12 protein-coding genes and 1 pseudogene are annotated in these 18,072 nt (G+C 56.5%); 3 read left to right on the top strand and 10 right to left on the bottom strand.

The genetic code is table 11. The annotated features are described in order from the left end of the window. Positions 1-353: 353 nt before the first annotated feature. The 10 genes and pseudogenes from asnB to MTR72_RS15525 all read right to left on the bottom strand — a co-directional run bounded on the left by asnB (position 354) and on the right by MTR72_RS15525 (position 14,258). Positions 354-2,246 (bottom strand): asparagine synthase (glutamine-hydrolyzing), encoded by a 1,893-nt coding sequence (gene asnB / locus MTR72_RS15480; protein WP_341510500.1) that lies wholly within the window; start codon positions 2,244-2,246, stop codon positions 354-356. A 205-nt stretch (positions 2,247-2,451) separates the two neighbouring features. Beyond that, the gene (locus MTR72_RS15485; RefSeq protein ID WP_341510501.1) at positions 2,452-3,255 is read right to left on the bottom strand and encodes a formyltransferase family protein; all 804 of its coding nucleotides are present in this window, start codon (positions 3,253-3,255) and stop codon (positions 2,452-2,454) included. 29 nt (positions 3,256-3,284) lie between these two features. Beyond that, positions 3,285-3,896, bottom strand: coding sequence for a CDP-alcohol phosphatidyltransferase family protein (locus tag MTR72_RS15490; protein ID WP_341510502.1), 612 nt, complete (start codon positions 3,894-3,896; stop codon positions 3,285-3,287). Between the two features lie 561 nt (positions 3,897-4,457). Beyond that, positions 4,458-5,633, bottom strand: coding sequence for an MFS transporter (locus MTR72_RS15495; RefSeq protein WP_341510503.1), 1,176 nt, complete (start codon positions 5,631-5,633; stop codon positions 4,458-4,460). A 427-nt stretch (positions 5,634-6,060) separates the two neighbouring features. Beyond that, positions 6,061-6,780, bottom strand: coding sequence for a hypothetical protein (locus MTR72_RS15500; protein ID WP_341510504.1), 720 nt, complete (start codon positions 6,778-6,780; stop codon positions 6,061-6,063). Between the two features lie 109 nt (positions 6,781-6,889). Further along, a complete protein-coding gene (locus tag MTR72_RS15505; protein WP_341510505.1) occupies positions 6,890-7,189 on the bottom strand; it encodes a hypothetical protein in 300 nt (99 codons plus the stop codon). A gap of 197 nt (positions 7,190-7,386) precedes the next feature. Continuing rightward, a pseudogene (locus MTR72_RS15510) lies at positions 7,387-8,471 on the bottom strand (IS3 family transposase); the annotation flags it as partial. 1,460 nt (positions 8,472-9,931) lie between these two features. Next, positions 9,932-11,194 carry a crotonyl-CoA carboxylase/reductase gene (ccrA, locus tag MTR72_RS15515; RefSeq protein WP_341510635.1) on the bottom strand — a complete coding sequence of 421 codons (1,263 nt, stop codon included), beginning with the start codon at positions 11,192-11,194 and terminating at the stop codon, positions 9,932-9,934. Positions 11,195-12,455: 1,261 nt separating this feature from the next. Beyond that, positions 12,456-12,638, bottom strand: a complete 183-nt coding sequence (locus MTR72_RS15520) for a hypothetical protein (protein ID WP_341510506.1) — start codon at positions 12,636-12,638, stop codon at positions 12,456-12,458. A 741-nt stretch (positions 12,639-13,379) separates the two neighbouring features. Next, a complete protein-coding gene (locus MTR72_RS15525) occupies positions 13,380-14,258 on the bottom strand; it encodes an HpcH/HpaI aldolase/citrate lyase family protein (protein WP_341510507.1) in 879 nt (292 codons plus the stop codon). An 869-nt stretch (positions 14,259-15,127) separates the two neighbouring features. On the opposite strand from MTR72_RS15525, the gene MTR72_RS15530 reads away from it, so the two are divergent. From MTR72_RS15530 to tnpA, 3 genes are all read left to right on the top strand, one after another. Further along, positions 15,128-16,432, top strand: a complete 1,305-nt coding sequence (locus MTR72_RS15530) for a pyridoxal phosphate-dependent aminotransferase (protein ID WP_341510508.1) — start codon at positions 15,128-15,130, stop codon at positions 16,430-16,432. A gap of 213 nt (positions 16,433-16,645) precedes the next feature. Next, complete coding sequence (locus tag MTR72_RS15535; protein ID WP_341510509.1) at positions 16,646-17,356, top strand: hypothetical protein; 711 nt, start codon at positions 16,646-16,648, stop codon at positions 17,354-17,356. Between the two features lie 263 nt (positions 17,357-17,619). Further along, positions 17,620-18,072 carry an IS66-like element accessory protein TnpA gene (tnpA, locus tag MTR72_RS15540; protein WP_341510510.1) on the top strand — a complete coding sequence of 151 codons (453 nt, stop codon included), beginning with the start codon at positions 17,620-17,622 and terminating at the stop codon, positions 18,070-18,072.

Genomic DNA, 18,072 nt, shown 5'->3' on the forward strand with positions numbered 1-18,072 from the left:
GCCTTGCGGTCGGCAGCGCCGGTATACACCGAGTTCGACGGCAGCAAACCGGCCATCATGAGGTCTGTCCTGCATTCTTACCGCGCGTCCGTCACCGCGCTTTTGGCCAGGCGCGCGAACACGACAAGCCGCTCTCAGCGTCAACGTCCTACTCGCGTCCTAATCCCATTCGCGTTGTTCAGCAAACTTCCTGCCCCCTCAGAACGCGTTATGGGCATTGGATAGCGCGATCGCGCATCCGTACATTTCTGGCGCCTGGCATTCTCCCGTTCCACACCGATCGGCTCGTCTTCCCACTAAGCGTGCGGCATTCCGGATTGCCTTGGCTCCCCCGCATCAGGTCCTACCAGCAGCTATGAAGAAAGTTGACGAAGGAAGACCTCCAGATTGCAGATCAGCCAGAGCTGCTTTCCGAATGCATCGCTTGCGGCTTGAGAGCGACGCGCATACCATCCCCGGAGAGCGTCAACATCGAGATAATCAGCGATCGCCGGAGAGTCTTTGAAGATTAAGTCCCGAAACGGCTTCGAGCTCTGGTCGGTCGCCCACTTGCCGAGAGGCAGCGGAAACCCGAGTTTTTTTCTCGTGATCACACTTGTGGGTAGACGATCTCGGTAAAGACTGCGCAGAGCGACCTTGGAGACGTCAAGCGTTTCGCTAAATTTCTCAATCGGCGTGAAGGCCGCCCGAAACGGGGCGAAGGCATGTTTCCAACGCAGATGTTCTGAGAACGACATGCGCAGAGCCAGCGCAACGATTCGGTGGTCTGTGAAGGGAACGCGAGACTCCACGCCCGCCGCCATTGTGGTGTTGTCGACCATTTCAAGCAGGGCCGGAAGATGATGCCGTACAAAGAATTGCCTTATGCGCTCGACCGGGGTGGCGCTACCTGAATGGTAGGCATTGTTCATCCAATCGATCAGCCCCGCATCGTGACCGATCTCCTTTCTCCATGCCGGTGTCGCCAGCCCTAGCTTCTCGACTTGGGGAAAGTAAGTGTAGCGCGCAAGGAAGATCTCAAATTCGCTCGCTTTGAACTTTGGAAGGCCGAGATGACGTCGCGCCGGGCGGCCAATGATATCTGGCAAAGCAGCGAGCAATCCCTGTCGACGAAGGTCGAAGGGCGATCTGAAGATCCGGCTATACCCGAGGAATATCTCGTCGGCGCCTTCGCCGGTAAGGAGGACCTTGTGAGAGTGGCTGACCGCCCGCGCAAGTAAATACATTGCAGCTTCGTTGTGCATGCCGACTGGATGACCACGTAACGCGGTAAGGCGCGTAACGACATCCAGGCTCGTTGCCCCGGGCAGCCGGACCAAGACGTGGGCGAGCTTAAGAGATTTCGCGACCTCGACAGCATAAGGGCTTTCATCGTACACATCGTTGCTTACAATTCCAGTGAAGCATGTCGGCCTTTGCGACGAGTGCCTTGAAAGCTCAAAAGCCAAGATACTGGAGTCGAGCCCTCCGGAAAGCAGCGCCGCGACTGGAGTGTGGGGCAGCAAATGTTCCTCCACGGCGCTGCTAATCAAGGTTTCAAGAGAACTGCAATCACGACTCTCATCGAGGCAGGCAGGATCCCACCAACGCGTCTGCTCGTGCGATTGAGCCGTGATCTTCAGCCAGGTTCCAGGCTGCAGCTTTCGAACATCTGCAAAAAACGTCCTCTCGCCGAAGACCGCGCGGTAGGAGAGAAAGCTTGATAACCCGACCGGATCGAGCTTCGAGCGGACCCTAGGCCACTGCAGGATGGCTGACGGCTGTGAGGCAAAGACAAACCCATTATCCACGCAAGCGTAATATAGCGGCTTGACTCCGAGCCGATCTCTGACAAGGAACGCTGTCGCGGTCTTTTGATCGTAGATTGCGAAAGCAAACATTCCCCGCAGACGTTTGACGCTATCAATCCCCCAACAAGCAAATGCCTTGCAAAGTACTTCCGTATCCGACTCAGTGCGAAATCGGTATCCGCGCCGGAGCAGGTCCCGCCTTAAGTCACGGTAATTGTAGATCTCCCCGTTATACGTGAGGGCCAAGCCGAATTCCTCATCGAGAAACGGTTGGTTTGACCTAGGATCCGGATCGATGATCGCGAGCCTTCGATGCGCAAAGGCAAAGGAAGAGGTCACGCAACTACCACTCGCGTCGGGCCCCCGATGGGCCAGAGTCTGAGCGCAACGCGCAAGGTTCCGTTCGGTCACTGACTTATCAGTAATCCGTCCGATGAATCCGCAAATCCCACACACAGCTAATCTCCTGCGTGCTCAGCCGGCTCACACGCGGTCGGGGCGTGGGCGCCTCTCGATAGGCTGGATGCTACAAAAACAACCTCCAGAGCTAAGACCACGTTCAGTCAATGAGCGGAGGTTTGCAGGCAACACTTTGGCTTCGCGGACGGCCTCGCGAAGCGCGATCTCGTATTCCGGGCTAGCTTCCGCGGTGCGAGCCAAGTCACCCCTTACCCTGGAGGTGAACGTCCCGAGCGAGTGTCCGAACCTCATTGGTCATGATTCGTTCGACAAGCCACTTTGGAGGCTCAATGCGTGGTGGAAGGTATAGAGCGCGGTAGAGCCGATCGAGTTCTTCGGCGCTGCGTGGAACGTCTGACGAATCCAAAAGTGCGGTCATCATGCGCATGGGATAGAAGCAAGCCTTGCGCTTTTCTTGAGCGATCAACTCGTCTTGTGAGCGACACGTCGCCGATCCGTCCAATAAACGCAGCCACACTTGGCAGAAGAGAGCGTAGCCATAAAGTTGCGCTCTGGTGTCTAAAGAGAGGGCGGTCTCAGAAGGCAGCACGGGGAACCGTAATTCGCCGATAATATCGCCCCTATCGACCCGCTCTGAGAGATAGTGGACAGTTACCCCAAAGCTCTTCTCGCCATTGAGTATGGCATGCGTCCGCGCAAAACTGCCGCGATATTCAGGGAGTGGGCCCGGATGAAGATTGATACCCCCTCCATCGAACCGTGCGAGGATATGGGGCGGGAAAATCTTGTTCCACATGACGCTTACGAGAAACGTTCCGAGAGGAGGAACATCATCTATCGATTCGAAAAAGGGTACTCCGAAGCGGTCTGCAACTTCCCAAAGCTCCTCACTGGTTTCGTGCCTCCACCAAGTTTTCTCGTACCGAGAAGCGCCGAGAATGCCGGCGATGTGGTCTTTGCCGCAGGTCTCGATAACGAACAGAAGACAGCGGGTCGCAAGTCCCCTGGTGCCGGCAAATACCACGCGGTTGATTGAGCTCGACATTTCTCGTCCTTACGACATTGCAAGCCCGCTTATTGACCCGCTCTACTCGTCATCAATAATCCGGCAGACGCAGTGGCCGCCACGCCGATGGTTATCACATGCACAAGACTGCCAGAGGCTTTGATCTTGAACGGCGCGATGTGGAGCAATGATAGCGGTACAAAGACGGCAGGAAGGATGACACCTAACTCAAGCGGCGCAATAGTGTGGTCAATTATCAAGATCGCCGCGAGCACTGGCAGAGCGTAAGAGAGAGGTAGACCGGTCGAATAACCGCGATCGTCCAATCCGAAATAGTCAAAATATGCCAGGCGAAGAGCCCCGATCAATATCAGGAACGCTGTGAACATCGCAGATGCTGGAGACTCGATAAAAGATGCGATGACAATTGCAGGGATGACTGATCCAAACATGAGGTCAGAGAACGCATCGAGAGCTTTACCAATGGACTTGGTTGCCATGGTTCGATTCTTGGTGCGCCGGGCAATTTCGCCATCCACATCATCAGCGATGACCGCCCAAAGTCCGAGCGCTACTCCCGCCTCATAGTGTCCTTTCACCACGAGCCCCGTCGCTGCACCAGAACAGAGGAGCCCCACGGCAGTAACAGCATTTGCGCGGTCGGATAGGTATGCGATCATCGAACCTCGATGTTACTCTTTCTGCCGAGAGCGACCGAAATCCCTGCCTTTGAGGCGGTTGGCAACCGCAACTGCAACTTAAATTGGGCTACGTCCGGAATGTCCGCAAACTACCGGTTCTGGTAGGGCAGCTTAATGGTCAAAGGCGGCGGTTCCCCCCTTCATCCGATTGGGACAAGGCGGGCTCGAGCTGACATCAGCTAACTTGACGCCTTCTCCCATAGTCGCCTGCTGTTCGATCGGTTCGGGAGGACCGCCAGCGGGCGCTCGCTGACACGCCGCAGGCGAGACGCAAAATGCTGCAGAACGACCCGGCGAATGGCGGTCGCTATCGCGATGACCCAGCCTAGCGTACCAGAAACTCCCAACGTGCAGCTCTTCAGCAGGGCGGCATCTGTCATTAGAGCTTGGCCCGGCAAAGCCGAGATACATCTCGCATTCGGCGCTGCAGTTGGACCGCCCAGTTGATCGCCCCCTCGCGCACACCACAGCTCTCCAGAATGCGCGCTAACGTCGAGCTCGGCGTGATAAGCCCAAACTCATATACTTGCGATCGTTCATCTAAGGTGGCGGACACTTATTGACGATCCGGTTCACGTCGGGCTCGCCGTCAGGCCGATCAGCCAACTTCTTCATCGGCCTGGTTCCCGCTTTGATCGGGCACTCACGAGTGCGAATGAAAGCGTGCTTGCTATTGCGCAGACGGCTAGAGAAGCCAAGGCAAGCCCGAGGCCACAGTTGTTTTGGATGAAATTGAAGAAGAATGGCGCAAACGAAGCCGTCGACAATCGGAAAGTGGTGATCAACCCGACCCGTGTTCCATACCCATCCGGTCCAAAGACTGAGAGCGGCAATCTCTCCACGACAGATGCTGTTTAGACCAGAGCTACACCCAACGAAGGCAATGAAGATTACAATTGCGATGAGTGAGTGAATGGTGAGTTTAATAGGGGATATCCTCTCGCTAAACGATCCTGCAAACAGCCGTACTGCGAGCTGTGATGGGCCGAAGAGCATGGAAACCAAGGCTCTCTCCTGCAGGTCTAAGCCGATCGACGAAAGGATGGGAATCATCCGGCTGAGTAATGCTAAAAAAGCAAATGTCGTCAGCGAGAAGCCTACCGTCATGAGGACGAGGTCCATCAGCTTGGAAGAGGACTGGTCTTGCGAGCCACAGGCCGTGCTCTGATCTCCAAGCCTTGGGGAGGACTTCCCAGCCAATTGGATCAAGGGCATGGCGAGGAGAACATTGCAGCTTCCATAGATCCAACAGACTTGCCTCCAGCATATCGACGTGAGCAACAACGAGGTCAACGGCCAACACAGCGCTGACGAGAAACCGACAATCAATGTCAAATCAGCCATTTGCCGTTTCGCATCAACCGCATCTCGCTGTACCAAAAACACGAACGCAGCCTCATAAAAGAGAAATGCCGACGCAAGTTGCATACCGAACAGGGCGATTGCAAAAACGACCGCGTTCCAAGAAGTTGCTACAATTCCCAGGCTAGCAGCTCCAACGAATGAGGCGACTTTCATTGTCTTGCCTGCGCCGTATCGGTCCATGAGGCGACCGGCAACCAGCGACATCAGCGCACTGGCGAGCAAAGCAAAGGAGAAACAACCGAGTATCCACCCCTCGGTGACTGCGAGGTCACGGGAAGCTTCTTTTGCAATAGCCGCCACGCAATAATAAAGTGTGCCGTAGCTGACAATTCCCGCACCGCCCAGTGCCACAACGATCAGCCTATCATTCTCCCTAATGGGGGGCGATCTTCTCGGTTCGGGTCGCATATCGCCGAGTGCCGCAACTACTACAAATCACGCGCAATAGGCTCTGTTCGCCTCCCATTTCGCCCGATCAGATTTATTCCAGCGATGGTGAATGACACGAACTACGGGGCAAGACGACTGTGACCGCCGGTCGCGCCAATTGTAGTGCCTCGGCCATGCGCCTTCCCGGTAGGTCTCGATGTAACCGTGGTCTGCACTACACACATATTAAGCGGCCGGCCTGCACTTGCATTTCGAGCCGGCCAAATACGCTTCAATCAGCTTGGCCACGCGTATCAACAGTATGCGAGCATGGATTTGGCTGAATTGTCGTCGAAGATGATACTTCCTCATTATCTCCAGTTTTCTCGGACTACTTTTAGAGGACCGCTTAGCGACGACTTGCACATTTTACGCCATCGGTGTGATTTGCTCGGGTACGCGTGGCGCGCCAACTCGCTCGTCCGAATTGCCGCCTAAAGGTGAGGCCGCTGTACTTGGCTGCAGACGCACCCAAGTAAACAACCCCTGTCAAAATGCCGTCGCGAAGCGTCCCTTCGAACTCGTAGTCTAAGGCCAAGGGATCGCCCGGCAATTGTGAAACCAGCTTCAATTTCGGTCCAACTATCTGGCCTCGGCAGTTACTCGAGACATCGGTGCCGATGTGCTTGCCCGTAGTGTCTTGACCCTCCTGTAGCAGAACGAACGCGTGAACAGCGCTACCATGTAGAAAGTCGATAAAGACCTGCCATGCTCCTGCTACGTCCTCAAAGTCCTCGTGCGGTGGTGCGGCTGGCGGAACAAAAGGCTCTGAAATGGCATGAACGATTGAACGGCCAACGATCTCGGCTTCGACTTTGGTCAGATTGGTCGGATCGACTACGATCCGTTGCAGTCCCTGCCAATAGTCGTGCAACACTATGCGCGGACGCCCGCCAGCCAGCTTCTTGGCGATCACCTCGGCGCTTACTGGGAATACTTTAGCCCGCCAAGAAACCGCTATTCGTGGATTGCAGAATGCAGAGTCTGACTCTATCTCTTCGACAGAGAGGCCAGGTACGCTCACAAATTCGCGCTTCATTATCGCAATACAGTCGCGCCATCTTTCCATTGCGCGAGCAGCTCCCCCTTTACCCATTGCTCCAACGCGGCGTAAGCGCCAATGATCTCGTCTTTACCAACCTTCATTGACCGACCAAACGATTGGCTAGGAGGCCCATTCAGGTACGCAGCTCGGCATAATCTTTCAGTAAGAAGCCGGTGGATTGCGGTCCGCTGATATACTTGCCGCCTGAATGAATCAGTAGATCGGCTCCATATTGAAGCCAAACGTTGGGAAACCTTGGAGCTGCTCCGGCCCCGTTCACAATCAGCGGAATCCCCAACTGGTTGGCGCGCAGAGCGATTTGTTCGAACGACAAGACCGACTTTGCAATATCTGAGGCAACAACGGATATTGCTGCGATCTTATCAATTTGAAGCTGATCCAAATTTGCGGCACGGCCAATTGGAAGCACCATACCACTGAAATGGACCCGCGAAGCGGGACCGCTTGAACCGGTTTGTTAGTTGGAAACTGACCGCTCCTGATCCCTTTCTATCACGCTGCCAGGGACCCTGTCTGCTGCAGTTGCTGTGGGCATATGGTCAACGCGTCAGCGTTGTCCACCATGTCCACAGCCTTCGCGGCCTGCATCCGTTCGCGCCTGACCGCCATCGGCGTGCGATAGCCGTGCGCCTGATGAAGGCGACGATCGTTGTAGAAGGCGATCCAGCTCGCGACCCCTGCCTTGGCCTCGCGGCCGTCGGCATAGCCCTTGAGATAGATGTCCTCATGCTTGAGCGACCGCCACAGCCGCTCGATGAAGACGTTGTCCATCCAACGACCGCGGCCATCCATGGAGATCTTGATCCCTGCGCCGCCAACGCGCCGGTGAAGGCCGCTGGCTGCCCTGGTCGGTGTTGAAGATCTCCGGCGTGCCATACTTCGCCAGCGCCTCGTCCAGAGCCGTCACGCAGAACGAGACGTCCATCATGTTCGACAACCGCTACGCCAGAACCGCACGGCTCGCCCAGTCGATGATGGCCACGAGATAAAGAAAGCCGCGGCCGATGGGCAGATACGTGATGTCGGCCGCCCACACCTGGTTCGGCCGGTCGATCGTCATGTTGCGCAACAGATAGGGATAGATCTTGTGGCCCGGCGCCGGCCTCGTCGTGTTCGGCCTTGGTCCTAACGCCGCGATGCCCATCTTGCGCATCAACTGTTGCACGCGCTTGCGATTGGCCTGAAGCGCCTCTGCCTTCAGCATCGCGGTCATTCGCCGCGAGCCCAGGAACGGCCAGGCGGTGAACAGCTCGCCGAGGCGCCGCATCAGGGCAAGGTCGTTGTCGTTGGCCGGCCGTGGCGGCCGGTAGACCCCAGAGCGCGCGATGCCAAGCAACATGCATTGCCGGCGGATCGACAGCGCCATGTCGGCGCGATCGAGCATTCCTTGACGGTCCGGTGTGCTCATCTTCCGGACCTCCGCGCTAAAAAATCGCGCTCGACTGTCAGTTGTCCAATCTTGGCGTGCAGCTTCTCGATCTCGCGTTCGCGAGCCTCCTCACTCTCCCGCCCGACACCCGCGTCAAAGGCCCGCGCCGCCTGTTCCAGCAGTTGCTTCTTCCAGGCATAGATCTGGTTCGGGTGAACCTCATAGCGCTGAGCCAAATCGGCCACCGTCGCCTGCTCCCGCACGGCTTCCAGCGCGATCTTTGCCTTCAGTGCGCGTCGATCTTGCGTCTTGTCTTCGTCGTCATCATGCGCTCCGTCTATCAAACGGAGCAGTCCCTTCCAACTAAGCACGTGGTCACAAAAATCGGGGTCCATTTCAACGAGATCGTTAGCCCTGGTTAGGCAGCTTAATGAATACCTTACCGAGCCTTAATACCTCGTTGATGGCGCTCAGCAAAGCCAAGCTGCATGAGTGCCCCGAGTGGTGAGTTTCTTTAGGGCAAATGACAAGCATTCGAACCAACACGATCTTCGCCGCGCTTCCCGAGCAGGTAACCTCCTTCCTTCCAGACTTTCGCTAAGCGGCCTCGGCTTAAGGAAGACCTTGAAAGATCAAGGGGCAACGATTCAGCAGAGAATTCGAATCATGCAGGCACCCAACGATCTGCCTGAGGCCAAACCTGGTTGGCGTGCTGGCGTGTGATAAGGCAAAAGACTATGGCTATCCGCATGAGTGAAGTGCGCAGCTCTGGGCCGCCATGCGCGCGCGAACAGGAGCCCGCGGCAGCGCATGTGGTGTTACGCAAATTTGGCCCACAGAACGGTTTGCAAGATCCTCGGCCAAAAGGAAATCAAGTTGCACAAAGTCAGCCACTACCTCGAGTTCGCGACGCCGAGTTCGAACAGAAGATGACGGAGGTCTTGGTGCGTCTATCGTGAAGTCCAAGTTTTCTAAAGAAAAGCCTCGGCCATAAGAAAGCGGGCAAAAGACCGGTGACGATCGTCTCCTACGACGAGACGCCGGGAATCCAGGCTCGCAACGTCGGGACGGACTTGAGCCCAAGCCAGGTCCACGCTACCTTTGCGCGCTGTCGTGAATACCAACGCCATGGACGCTCAGCGTTTTGGCTCGGATTGATTTACTGATGGGCACGGTCCACGCTCTTGTCAAAGATCACCACGGCAGTCGAGAGTTCATAGAGCTCTTCAGGCTTGGCGATACCGGCTATCCGCCGAACATTACATCAAGTTGAGCCTCGACAGTCATTCCGCGCACATTTGAGAGAACTCAGAGTCTGGCTCGCCAACTCGCCCGGTAGGACGCTTCGAACTCACCTTCACCCCAAAGCACGGCTCGCGGCTCAGTCTCATCGATGGGCTCTTCTCCAAGTTCGCCGTTCAGTCCTGCGCCATATCCGGCTGGCCTCAAATACGAACTCAAGGAGCGCATCATGGCTCGGATCGACTAAATCAATCGCTGTCACGTCATCCACACGTTGTTCTACAAACTCGCCGACGCCCCTGATATGATTTCGAAAACGATAACCTAGTGAACCGAGATAAGTCCGATCGGCCACATCGAATCATGGATACAGCCGCACTTACTCTTCCACGCGTTCATTCGCTCTCAATTTCTATCGAAAACGCATCGTTCTTATGACTAGTATTCTCCGGAAGTGGCTATTCGCATAAGCAGCAGCTTGCACCGCAACAGCTCAGGTGTCGAATCGTACTCCGCTCGCAAATCCAGGGAAAAATCAATTAGTCAGGTTTTCGTCACCGATGCGACGTCATCGAAATTTCGGCAGCCGACACGCACTGCATTGACCAGGACGGCTGTATTTCCAGCCTTGTGATTGTTCTTCCACATCTTAGTGTGCGCTAGTGGGATTTCGTTCCATGAAAACACTTCACTCATGCAAGGAGAGATGCGATGATCAAGTACGAGCCGGTTCGCCGCGCTGGCTTGCTTAAGATTCGCAAAATGTGAGCCTTGGATTCGTTTCTGACGCATCCAGACGTAGCGGCCATCGAAGGTAATGTTGAACCCCGTAGTGCCTCCGCAGAACACCACCATGCCGCCGCGTTTAACGATAAGTGTCGAAACAGGGAACGTCTGCTGACCCGGATGTTCGAAGACGATGTCCACATCGCGCTTTCCGGTGATCGCCCAAATCGCTTTGCCGAATCGCCGCGCCTCTTTGATCCAACTGTTATATTGAAGCGAATTTACAGTGGGCATAGAGCCCCAACAGTCGAAGTCGTTGCGATTAATGACGCCTTTAGCACCGAGCGCCTTCACGTATTCCGCTTTGGCAGCGTCCGAGACAATGGCAATTGCGTTGGCCCCGGCGGTCGCGGTAAGCTGAATCCCGAACACTCCGAGTCCGCCGGACGCCCCCCACACCAGCACGTTATCGCCCGGTTTGACAATGTGCGGAGCGTGACCGAACAACATGCGATAGGCTGTTGCTAGGGTCAGTGTGTAGCAGGCCGCCTCCTCCCACTTCAGGTGTTTCGGTTTTGTCATCAGCTGTCGAGACTGAACACGACTGAATTGGGCGAAGGAGCCGTCAGGGGTCTCGTATCCCCAAATCCGTTGGGAGGGAGAGAGTAGCGGCTCGCCGCCATTGCACTCCTCGTCATCGCCATCATCCTGGTTGCAGTGTACGATAACTTCGTCGCCGACCCTCCAACCCCGCACCTTAGCCCCGACCGCCCACACTACGCCGGCCGCGTCTGAGCCGGCAACGTGGTAAGAGACATTGTGCATGTCGAACGGCGAAACGGGGGTACCGAGCGCCGCCCAAATTCCGTTGTAGTTGATACCAGCTGCTAATACGAATACCAGCACCTCGTCCTCTGCAATCGGCCAGGTTGGCACCACCTCCACCAGCATCGACGTCTCCGGTGGCCCATGTCGCTCGCGGCGTATGGTCCACGCATACATCTGCTCCGGAACGTAGCCGAGCGGCGGAATTTCTCCAATACTATAGAGACTTTTCCGACCGTATGCTGACTGCGACATTTCATGAGCAACGAGCGACACTGCAATCTCCTGGTAAGTTGTAGCGACACAATCCGATCAATCTGCTCCGTACATTAGACGGCAAACTGGCCAGCTGAAGACCCGCGACGAGTGAACCTCTGCAGTCGAAACAGGGCAGCAGCGGCCGCCCTAACCCAAGCGCGGCTCGGACAACGTAGATCATTGGTGATATCGTTTGGGCAGCTACAAAATTAGATAGGGCGTAGAGCGCGGACGCGAGCTTCCGGCCAACGCTCCTAAGCATTGGCTGGTGTTCGGTCCGGCGACGCCCTGAGAGAGCTGATGGAGTGAAGGTGCAATTCACCCGGTCGACCGACCGCGTCCGGTCATCTTTGTGCATTGAGACCTCGCTCTCGTGGAAGTCCACCAGGACGGCTGAATCGCGGGCTTGCGGCGGCTGCCGGATTAACGGCGATAGCCGGCCCAAGGCAGATAGACATCGACGTGGTCTGAGGCCGAGATGCTCACGTTCTTGCGCAAACTTCTACGGCACGCCAAGTATCTTGGATGCTCACGAACGCAAGGCATAAGGAACGACACCATCACTGCTGCACAGTGAGGCCGACCCAGTTCACGTTATGCGTCGATCTCGCTACTCCGCAGTGGCGATTTCGCCGTCACAGGTCATTGGCCTCCCAATTTTGGCTGGTTGTACAGAGTAGCCGGCACACCACCCATTGCATAGCGGATCGGCTTGCTGCTGGATGATGCCGCGGAGCAACTCTGGGCTCACACCGTACCGCCGCATAGAGACTGATGCTGGCCCGCATCGCTCGCGCGAGAACAACTGGTGAATTTCTCCGCCTTTCGCAAGTACCCGGATTTCAGGCTGAGACTAGGGGAAGTCGAATGATGAGCCGGGCGAGCCCGTGACCCCGGCAGTTTCTGCCGGCGAGAAGGTGCTCCATGGCCTTGCCGACCAGCGCGTCTATCTCTTGAATCACTATCTCAGGTGAATCGTTATGACAGGATTGCCAAGCAGCGCCCGTCACATGGTTACCAATGACGTGCGATAAACGTGCTGGCGACGGAGACCTTGACTCCGAACCTGTAAGGCCGGTGCGCCTCGCCATTGGCAATGCACTCCTTTTCTGGCGCGTACGAGTAGATCGTCGATCCAGGCTAGTGCAACTTGTAATCAAGCCCTCGCCGAGCCAGCGCCAGGGCATGCTTCTGCGTACAATCTCACGCAGCAAATCGGTGGGGGTTTTGAAGCAACCGGCAAGCTCGCAAGCCTAGATCACGCCGAGCGGCTCGCGCTCCTGCTCCAATAAGCCTCGCTGCGGCACGAGAGCGGTTCGCCACGCGCCGGCGCCATGCCAAGCCGCGCCAGCAGGGGTGCGTAGAGGATGTGGACTACCGCACTGCGGGGTGTCGGTCGCGCGCTGTTCGCCACCGTCGAGGGCTGCTGGATCGATGCCACGTCAAGCTCCTGATCTGCCCGAAAACCCTAAGTTCGTGCCGGGCGGACATACCGCTACGCTTTGACAACGCCACCGTCTTTCCCACATGCTCACGGTAAGTGGAGTAGAAAAAGGACTACTCAAACCGCGTTTCCTGATTGGCCATGCGGCTCGTCCAATGCCACCCAATCTACCGGGCGCGGGTGTATCGATTTGAAGTCGGGTGGATGCCGAGGCGACGTCGCGGAACGCCACGCTTCCGGGGCGAGATCAAATTGCAAAGGTGCGCTGCCAGTGATGCAACGATCGCCGGGCACGCTTCATCGCTTCATCAGCGCATGGTCCGTATCGACGATCGGGTCCAGCCCAGAGCGAAGAAGACTGTCCCGTCGTTCCCTGGGTCGCATCGCCCCCCGATGCGATCGCCGATCAGGACCCGATATTCGAGGGACTCGCAAGAATAAGATTGTACGCTTTCAGGCCTCAAGCCGCTCAAAGGCTTGCGATCTCGAATGCCACAGGCCCGAAAAAGATTAGCTTCGCTTGAGAAGTTTTAGGCGCAACGCGAGCCCCGAGGTCTCGGGCGCCAGCTCCAGACACTCGCACATGCAACCATCGGCCCGGCGCGAGACGTGGAAGCCCCGCCCTGCCGGTGAGTTGGTGTCCTGCGAAATCAGGGTATGCGGTCTTTCCATCCGATCGGCGGCGGATCGCCTCTTCCAGCGCCGCCCTGGCCACACGGACTATCATGGCATTACCGTTTAGGCCGTCGCGGCAGCGATCGCATCCGCAACCGCGATCGTTCGCTTAGCCATTTCAGCATGCAGCCGCTCCACCATCTTGCCATTGAGCTCGATCGCGCCGTGGGACGCGTTCTCCGGCAAATTAAAGGCTGCGATGATGCGTCGGGCTTCGCCGAGTTCCTCTGCCGACGGAGTGAAGATGGCGTTGCAGATGTCAATTTGGCTAGGATGGATCAGGGTCTTTCCGTCGAACCCGAGGTCGCGAGCTTGCCGGCATTCAAGGGCAAAGCCTTCGGGATTCGAAAAATCGCTGTAGGGGCCGTCGAGCATCTCAAGTCCGTGTGCGCGCGCCGCTAGCATGCAATGAATGATAATCGACATCATGGTTGCACGCCCCGGAACCATCCTGATCCGCGTCTCTCGCGACATGTCGTTCGGACCGAACACAAATCCCGCAACCCCAGTCTGCAGATCGCGCGCGGCGGCAGCAAGCTCTTCCACGCGCGATACCGCCCACGGGGTCTCGATTATGACCCAGATCGAGAGGAAGCCCGCCCCATTGCTCGCCGCCAGCAGCTCAGCAACGCTGCTAAGCTGGGCCACGCTCGAGACTTTGGGAACCAAGATTCCATCGGGTGCCACCTGCGCGGCCATTCTGACATCTTCGTGCCACCAAGCTGAATCTAGTGCGTTGATGCGGATCAATACCTCGCGGTTACCGAATCCGCGGGCCTTAATCGCCTCGGCAATCTGCCCACGCGCCCGGGTTTTAGCATCCGAAGCAACGGAATCTTCGAGATCGAGCACAAGGCCATCGGTACGTAAATCGCGTGCTTTTTCGAGCGCCCGTGCGTTGGATCCGGGCACAAATAACACACTCCGGCGTGGACGGGTCATGGCTTCGCTCCAAAATGGCACCGCCGGGCCGCCATCCTTCTGGCGCTCAAGAGCGGCATCTGCTTGCGGTCTTCGCGTCGACTACGAAGCCTACCGCGTTTTCTTCGCTCCGGCGGCTCGATGCCGCACCGAGCCGGTCCATCGTGTACTTTCCCTTCACCAGCAACAGGCGCACCGATGCACGGAATCACAAAGTTATCCTGAGTACCAAACGGCGGGAGAAGGCCTCCGCGCTCGAGTTGATGTAACCCAGCGAGTCACGCGCGCCATTATCATCCCAAATGGGGCCCGTGGAATGCTTGTTGGTCGACGCAATTCCTTCGTTTTGGCTTCCTCCAACGTTTTTGCACGGCTATACGTGATAAGGTCGGCTTACCCTGATTGTCCGGCCTAAGCTGCATCTCCACCCCAGAAGGCAGTTATCGCGCCGCTAACTACACGCCTTGCCCGCGAGTAAGGCGGCTTCGAGCACACAACCAACCAAGCTAACGTCCACGCAAATACCATATCATTCCATACGATGATACTGAGCCATTCAACGTGGTCAACTACCAGTTCTGGCCGTTGATCCGGGATACAGGAGCGTGCGACACGTTAGGGCGTTGAGTGCCAGCTGCTCAACTCTTCAGCATGAGCTTGATATGAAATATCGGTCGCATCGTGGTCTTTCAAAGAACTTTGATGGAGTTGTGCACCAGCTATGGCAACGCTTAGAATGTATAGCTTCCCCAATCGCTACACCTTCTTTCTTGCTGACGTTTATTGTGCGCCCTGGAGTGACTCGTTAAGTGCGCGCTCGGCAAAACGATTGTCGCAGTCGGCTTCCTAGCTCTCTGCTCGCCTAGCAACCGCAATCGGAGCGACGATATATGGACTCGACTCGCGCATTCGGCCACATTGCATCCATGAGCCACGTGCCTGAATGGAAAGCGCTTAGGTTGGCCGAGCGGACAACCGCGCTCCACTCGTTGCTAGTTGCGCCTAATGCCGCGGCTACGTCCGCACATTTAAGCAATGATATCATCGATTTGACAACGGAAGAGATCTGGAGCGATCTTGCACCGTCAGCACGGGATGGCGCAATCTCCGCAATCAACAGTAGGGTCAACCGATACACCGAAGCAATCGGACTCTTTGATGTGCGCAGCGCTCTTGCGCGGCGAATCTCAGCCGAAACCGGTCAACCCTGGTCGGCAGACGAAGTAGCGATTACAAATGGCGGCAAACAAGCATTCTTCAATGCGGCGCTGGCTCTTCTGAACCACGGCGATGAAGTGCTAATCCCGACTCCGTACTGGACCTCTTTCCCAGCTCAGATCGTCGTTGCTGGCGGCACACCCGTCTTCGTTGACACTCGACGTAGTAATTACATACCAAGACTTACAGATCTTGCAGCGGCTGTTACATCAAGGACTAAGGCAATTGTGGTCAACACTCCGCATAACCCGACCGGGGTAGTGTACGATCGGGATACCCTTGAGAGCATTGCCCAATTCGCAAAAGATCGTGATATTTGGATCATCTTCGATGAATGTTGCGGCGCTTTTGCCCACGCGCCCCATATTCACCATCCGCTCTTAGCGGTGGCACCAGGAGTGCGCAATCGTACTTTGATTGTGAACTCGTTTTCCAAGTCGCTGGCCTTGACGGGCTGGCGCATCGGTTATCTCGCCGCCCCCAGACCGGTCATTAGCGCGATCAACGCGCTACAAGGTCATACAACAGCTAACGTAAACGTCGTCGCACAGCACGCGCTGCTCCATTACTTGGAGCGCGGTGACCTTTACTTCCAAGCCTTGCTGCAGCGCCAAGTAGCCAACGCCAGAGCACTGGGACTATCGATACTTTCATCGCTGACATCGGTCCCTCAACCTCCTGCTCAAGGTGGATTATACTTCTACCTTGATCTTACAGAACTGCAGCGACGTGCCAACGCGCACGGCCACGAACTTAGTGCCGACGATGTCGCCCGCGTCATGCTGGCGAACGCCGGCGTCGCGATCGTTTCGGGCACAGCCTTTGGCGACGCCGCCGGCATTCGACTCTCTTACGGAGGCGATCTCGAATCACTTGGGAAAGGATTAAGACGACTTAGCGCAACTCTGAACGAAATTAGCAGGAACGGGCTTACCGACAGAGAGTGGAATTGGAAAGGCGGGCAATCGAATACGTAACGGGCTTCGGCTCGCATTCGACTTATCTGACTAAGACGCGAAGACCATTGGCGAGCCGCAGAGGCCAATCCAGAGCAACACGATCGGAGGCTCTTACGAGCACATCGTTCTGTTCGGTCTTCAGCAATGAAAGTTTGCGACGCTCTCACCACACAGGGCAACGCAGACTTAACGCTTTTCACGAAAGAACACCTTTCACGAAAGGAACGCACAATGAACACTTTGATAAATCCCCTACACGTCTCGCGCTTCCTACAAGTACACGACGATATCGCGCTACAACGAGGCATCAAGCTGTCGATAGGACTCGATTTTCAGAAATATGTCTCTATCACGCGCGCTATCCCGACAAAACGGCCGACATATCCCAATTTTCGACCGGACCGTTCGCGAATCTCACCCGGTCATGGGTTTTGGATCGTCGGCATTGACAACAATCATGGGGTCGCGGCAGTACAGGCCGCTCGACTGTATGACCTGCCGCATAGCAACTTTGCGGAGCATCTCGAATCATTGAAGGCGTTTTATGCCGAACCGTCTGAGTATGCACACCCTCAAGACCGCTGCACCTGCTTAGCGCCGAGCGCGAAGAAGATGACCGGCAAAATCGCATACCACGGAGACCTTTGGGTGCGCAGCGACTTTAGAGGACAAGGCATACCCAGAGTGATGCAGGGAATTGCACGCGGCGTATCTTTTGCGATGTGGGCTCCGGACTTCGTATGTGGGCTGATGCCCCACCGACTCCTCGAAAAGAGTATTATTTCGAAATACGGATACTCACATTATGAACCTGGCGGATCGATACTTCAGCTGGTTGAGGAGGATATTATGGACGATGATTGGATTAATTGGCTAGATGGCGGGGAATTGAGAGCCCTTGTTGATCGCCATGATAGGAACGAGTTGCTCTCAACATTGTAATGCTTTGTCACGATCAAGCATATTGAGTTTACTTATCAGTCGCATGAATGCTAGCCATTGATCGTCGGTAAAGAGACTCATTGTCACCACAGCGCCCAAGACTGGCTTCGCGGTCAGTTGGAGGTACGTCCCATCCAGACGAAGCCTAGAGCCCTCGCGGGTATTGCTCGAACAACGGTGAGCGTCATCCAGGGACCACGCGCTGAGGGCTAATCTGGTCGGTTAGGAAGATCTCGTGGACTGAATCATCACGAGGTCTCGCCATGTCTAAGGATAGCCGTAAGGATAGCGATAGGGATAGGCATACGCCTATCCTCAAGGATTTTTCTGACACGCTGCAGCGTGTCGAGATCATCACTGGGACCGGCCGGCGCCGGCGCTGGTCGGCCGATGCGAAGGCGGCGATTATTGCGGAGAGTTTTGCGCATGGTGCAAGCGTGTCCGCGGTGGCGCGGCGACACGACATCAGTCCAAGCCTGTTGTTTCTGTGGCGTCGTCAAACGACGCGGGCGAAGGTCGCGGCGCGCCGGGCCGGAGACGTGCCACCTGGCTTTGTGCCGGTCGCGATCACCGGCTGCGGGGGTAAATTGCCGTCGCGCGAGGAGCAGGCGGCAATCGAGATCGAGGTCGGCGCGGTTCGCATCCGTGTCAGGGGGACGGTCGACCGGCGGGCGCTGTGCGAGATGCTGGCGGCAGTCGGGACGGTTGGCCGATGA

Source organism: Bradyrhizobium sp. ISRA442 (assembly GCF_038085055.1).
Taxonomy (GTDB): domain Bacteria; phylum Pseudomonadota; class Alphaproteobacteria; order Rhizobiales; family Xanthobacteraceae; genus Bradyrhizobium.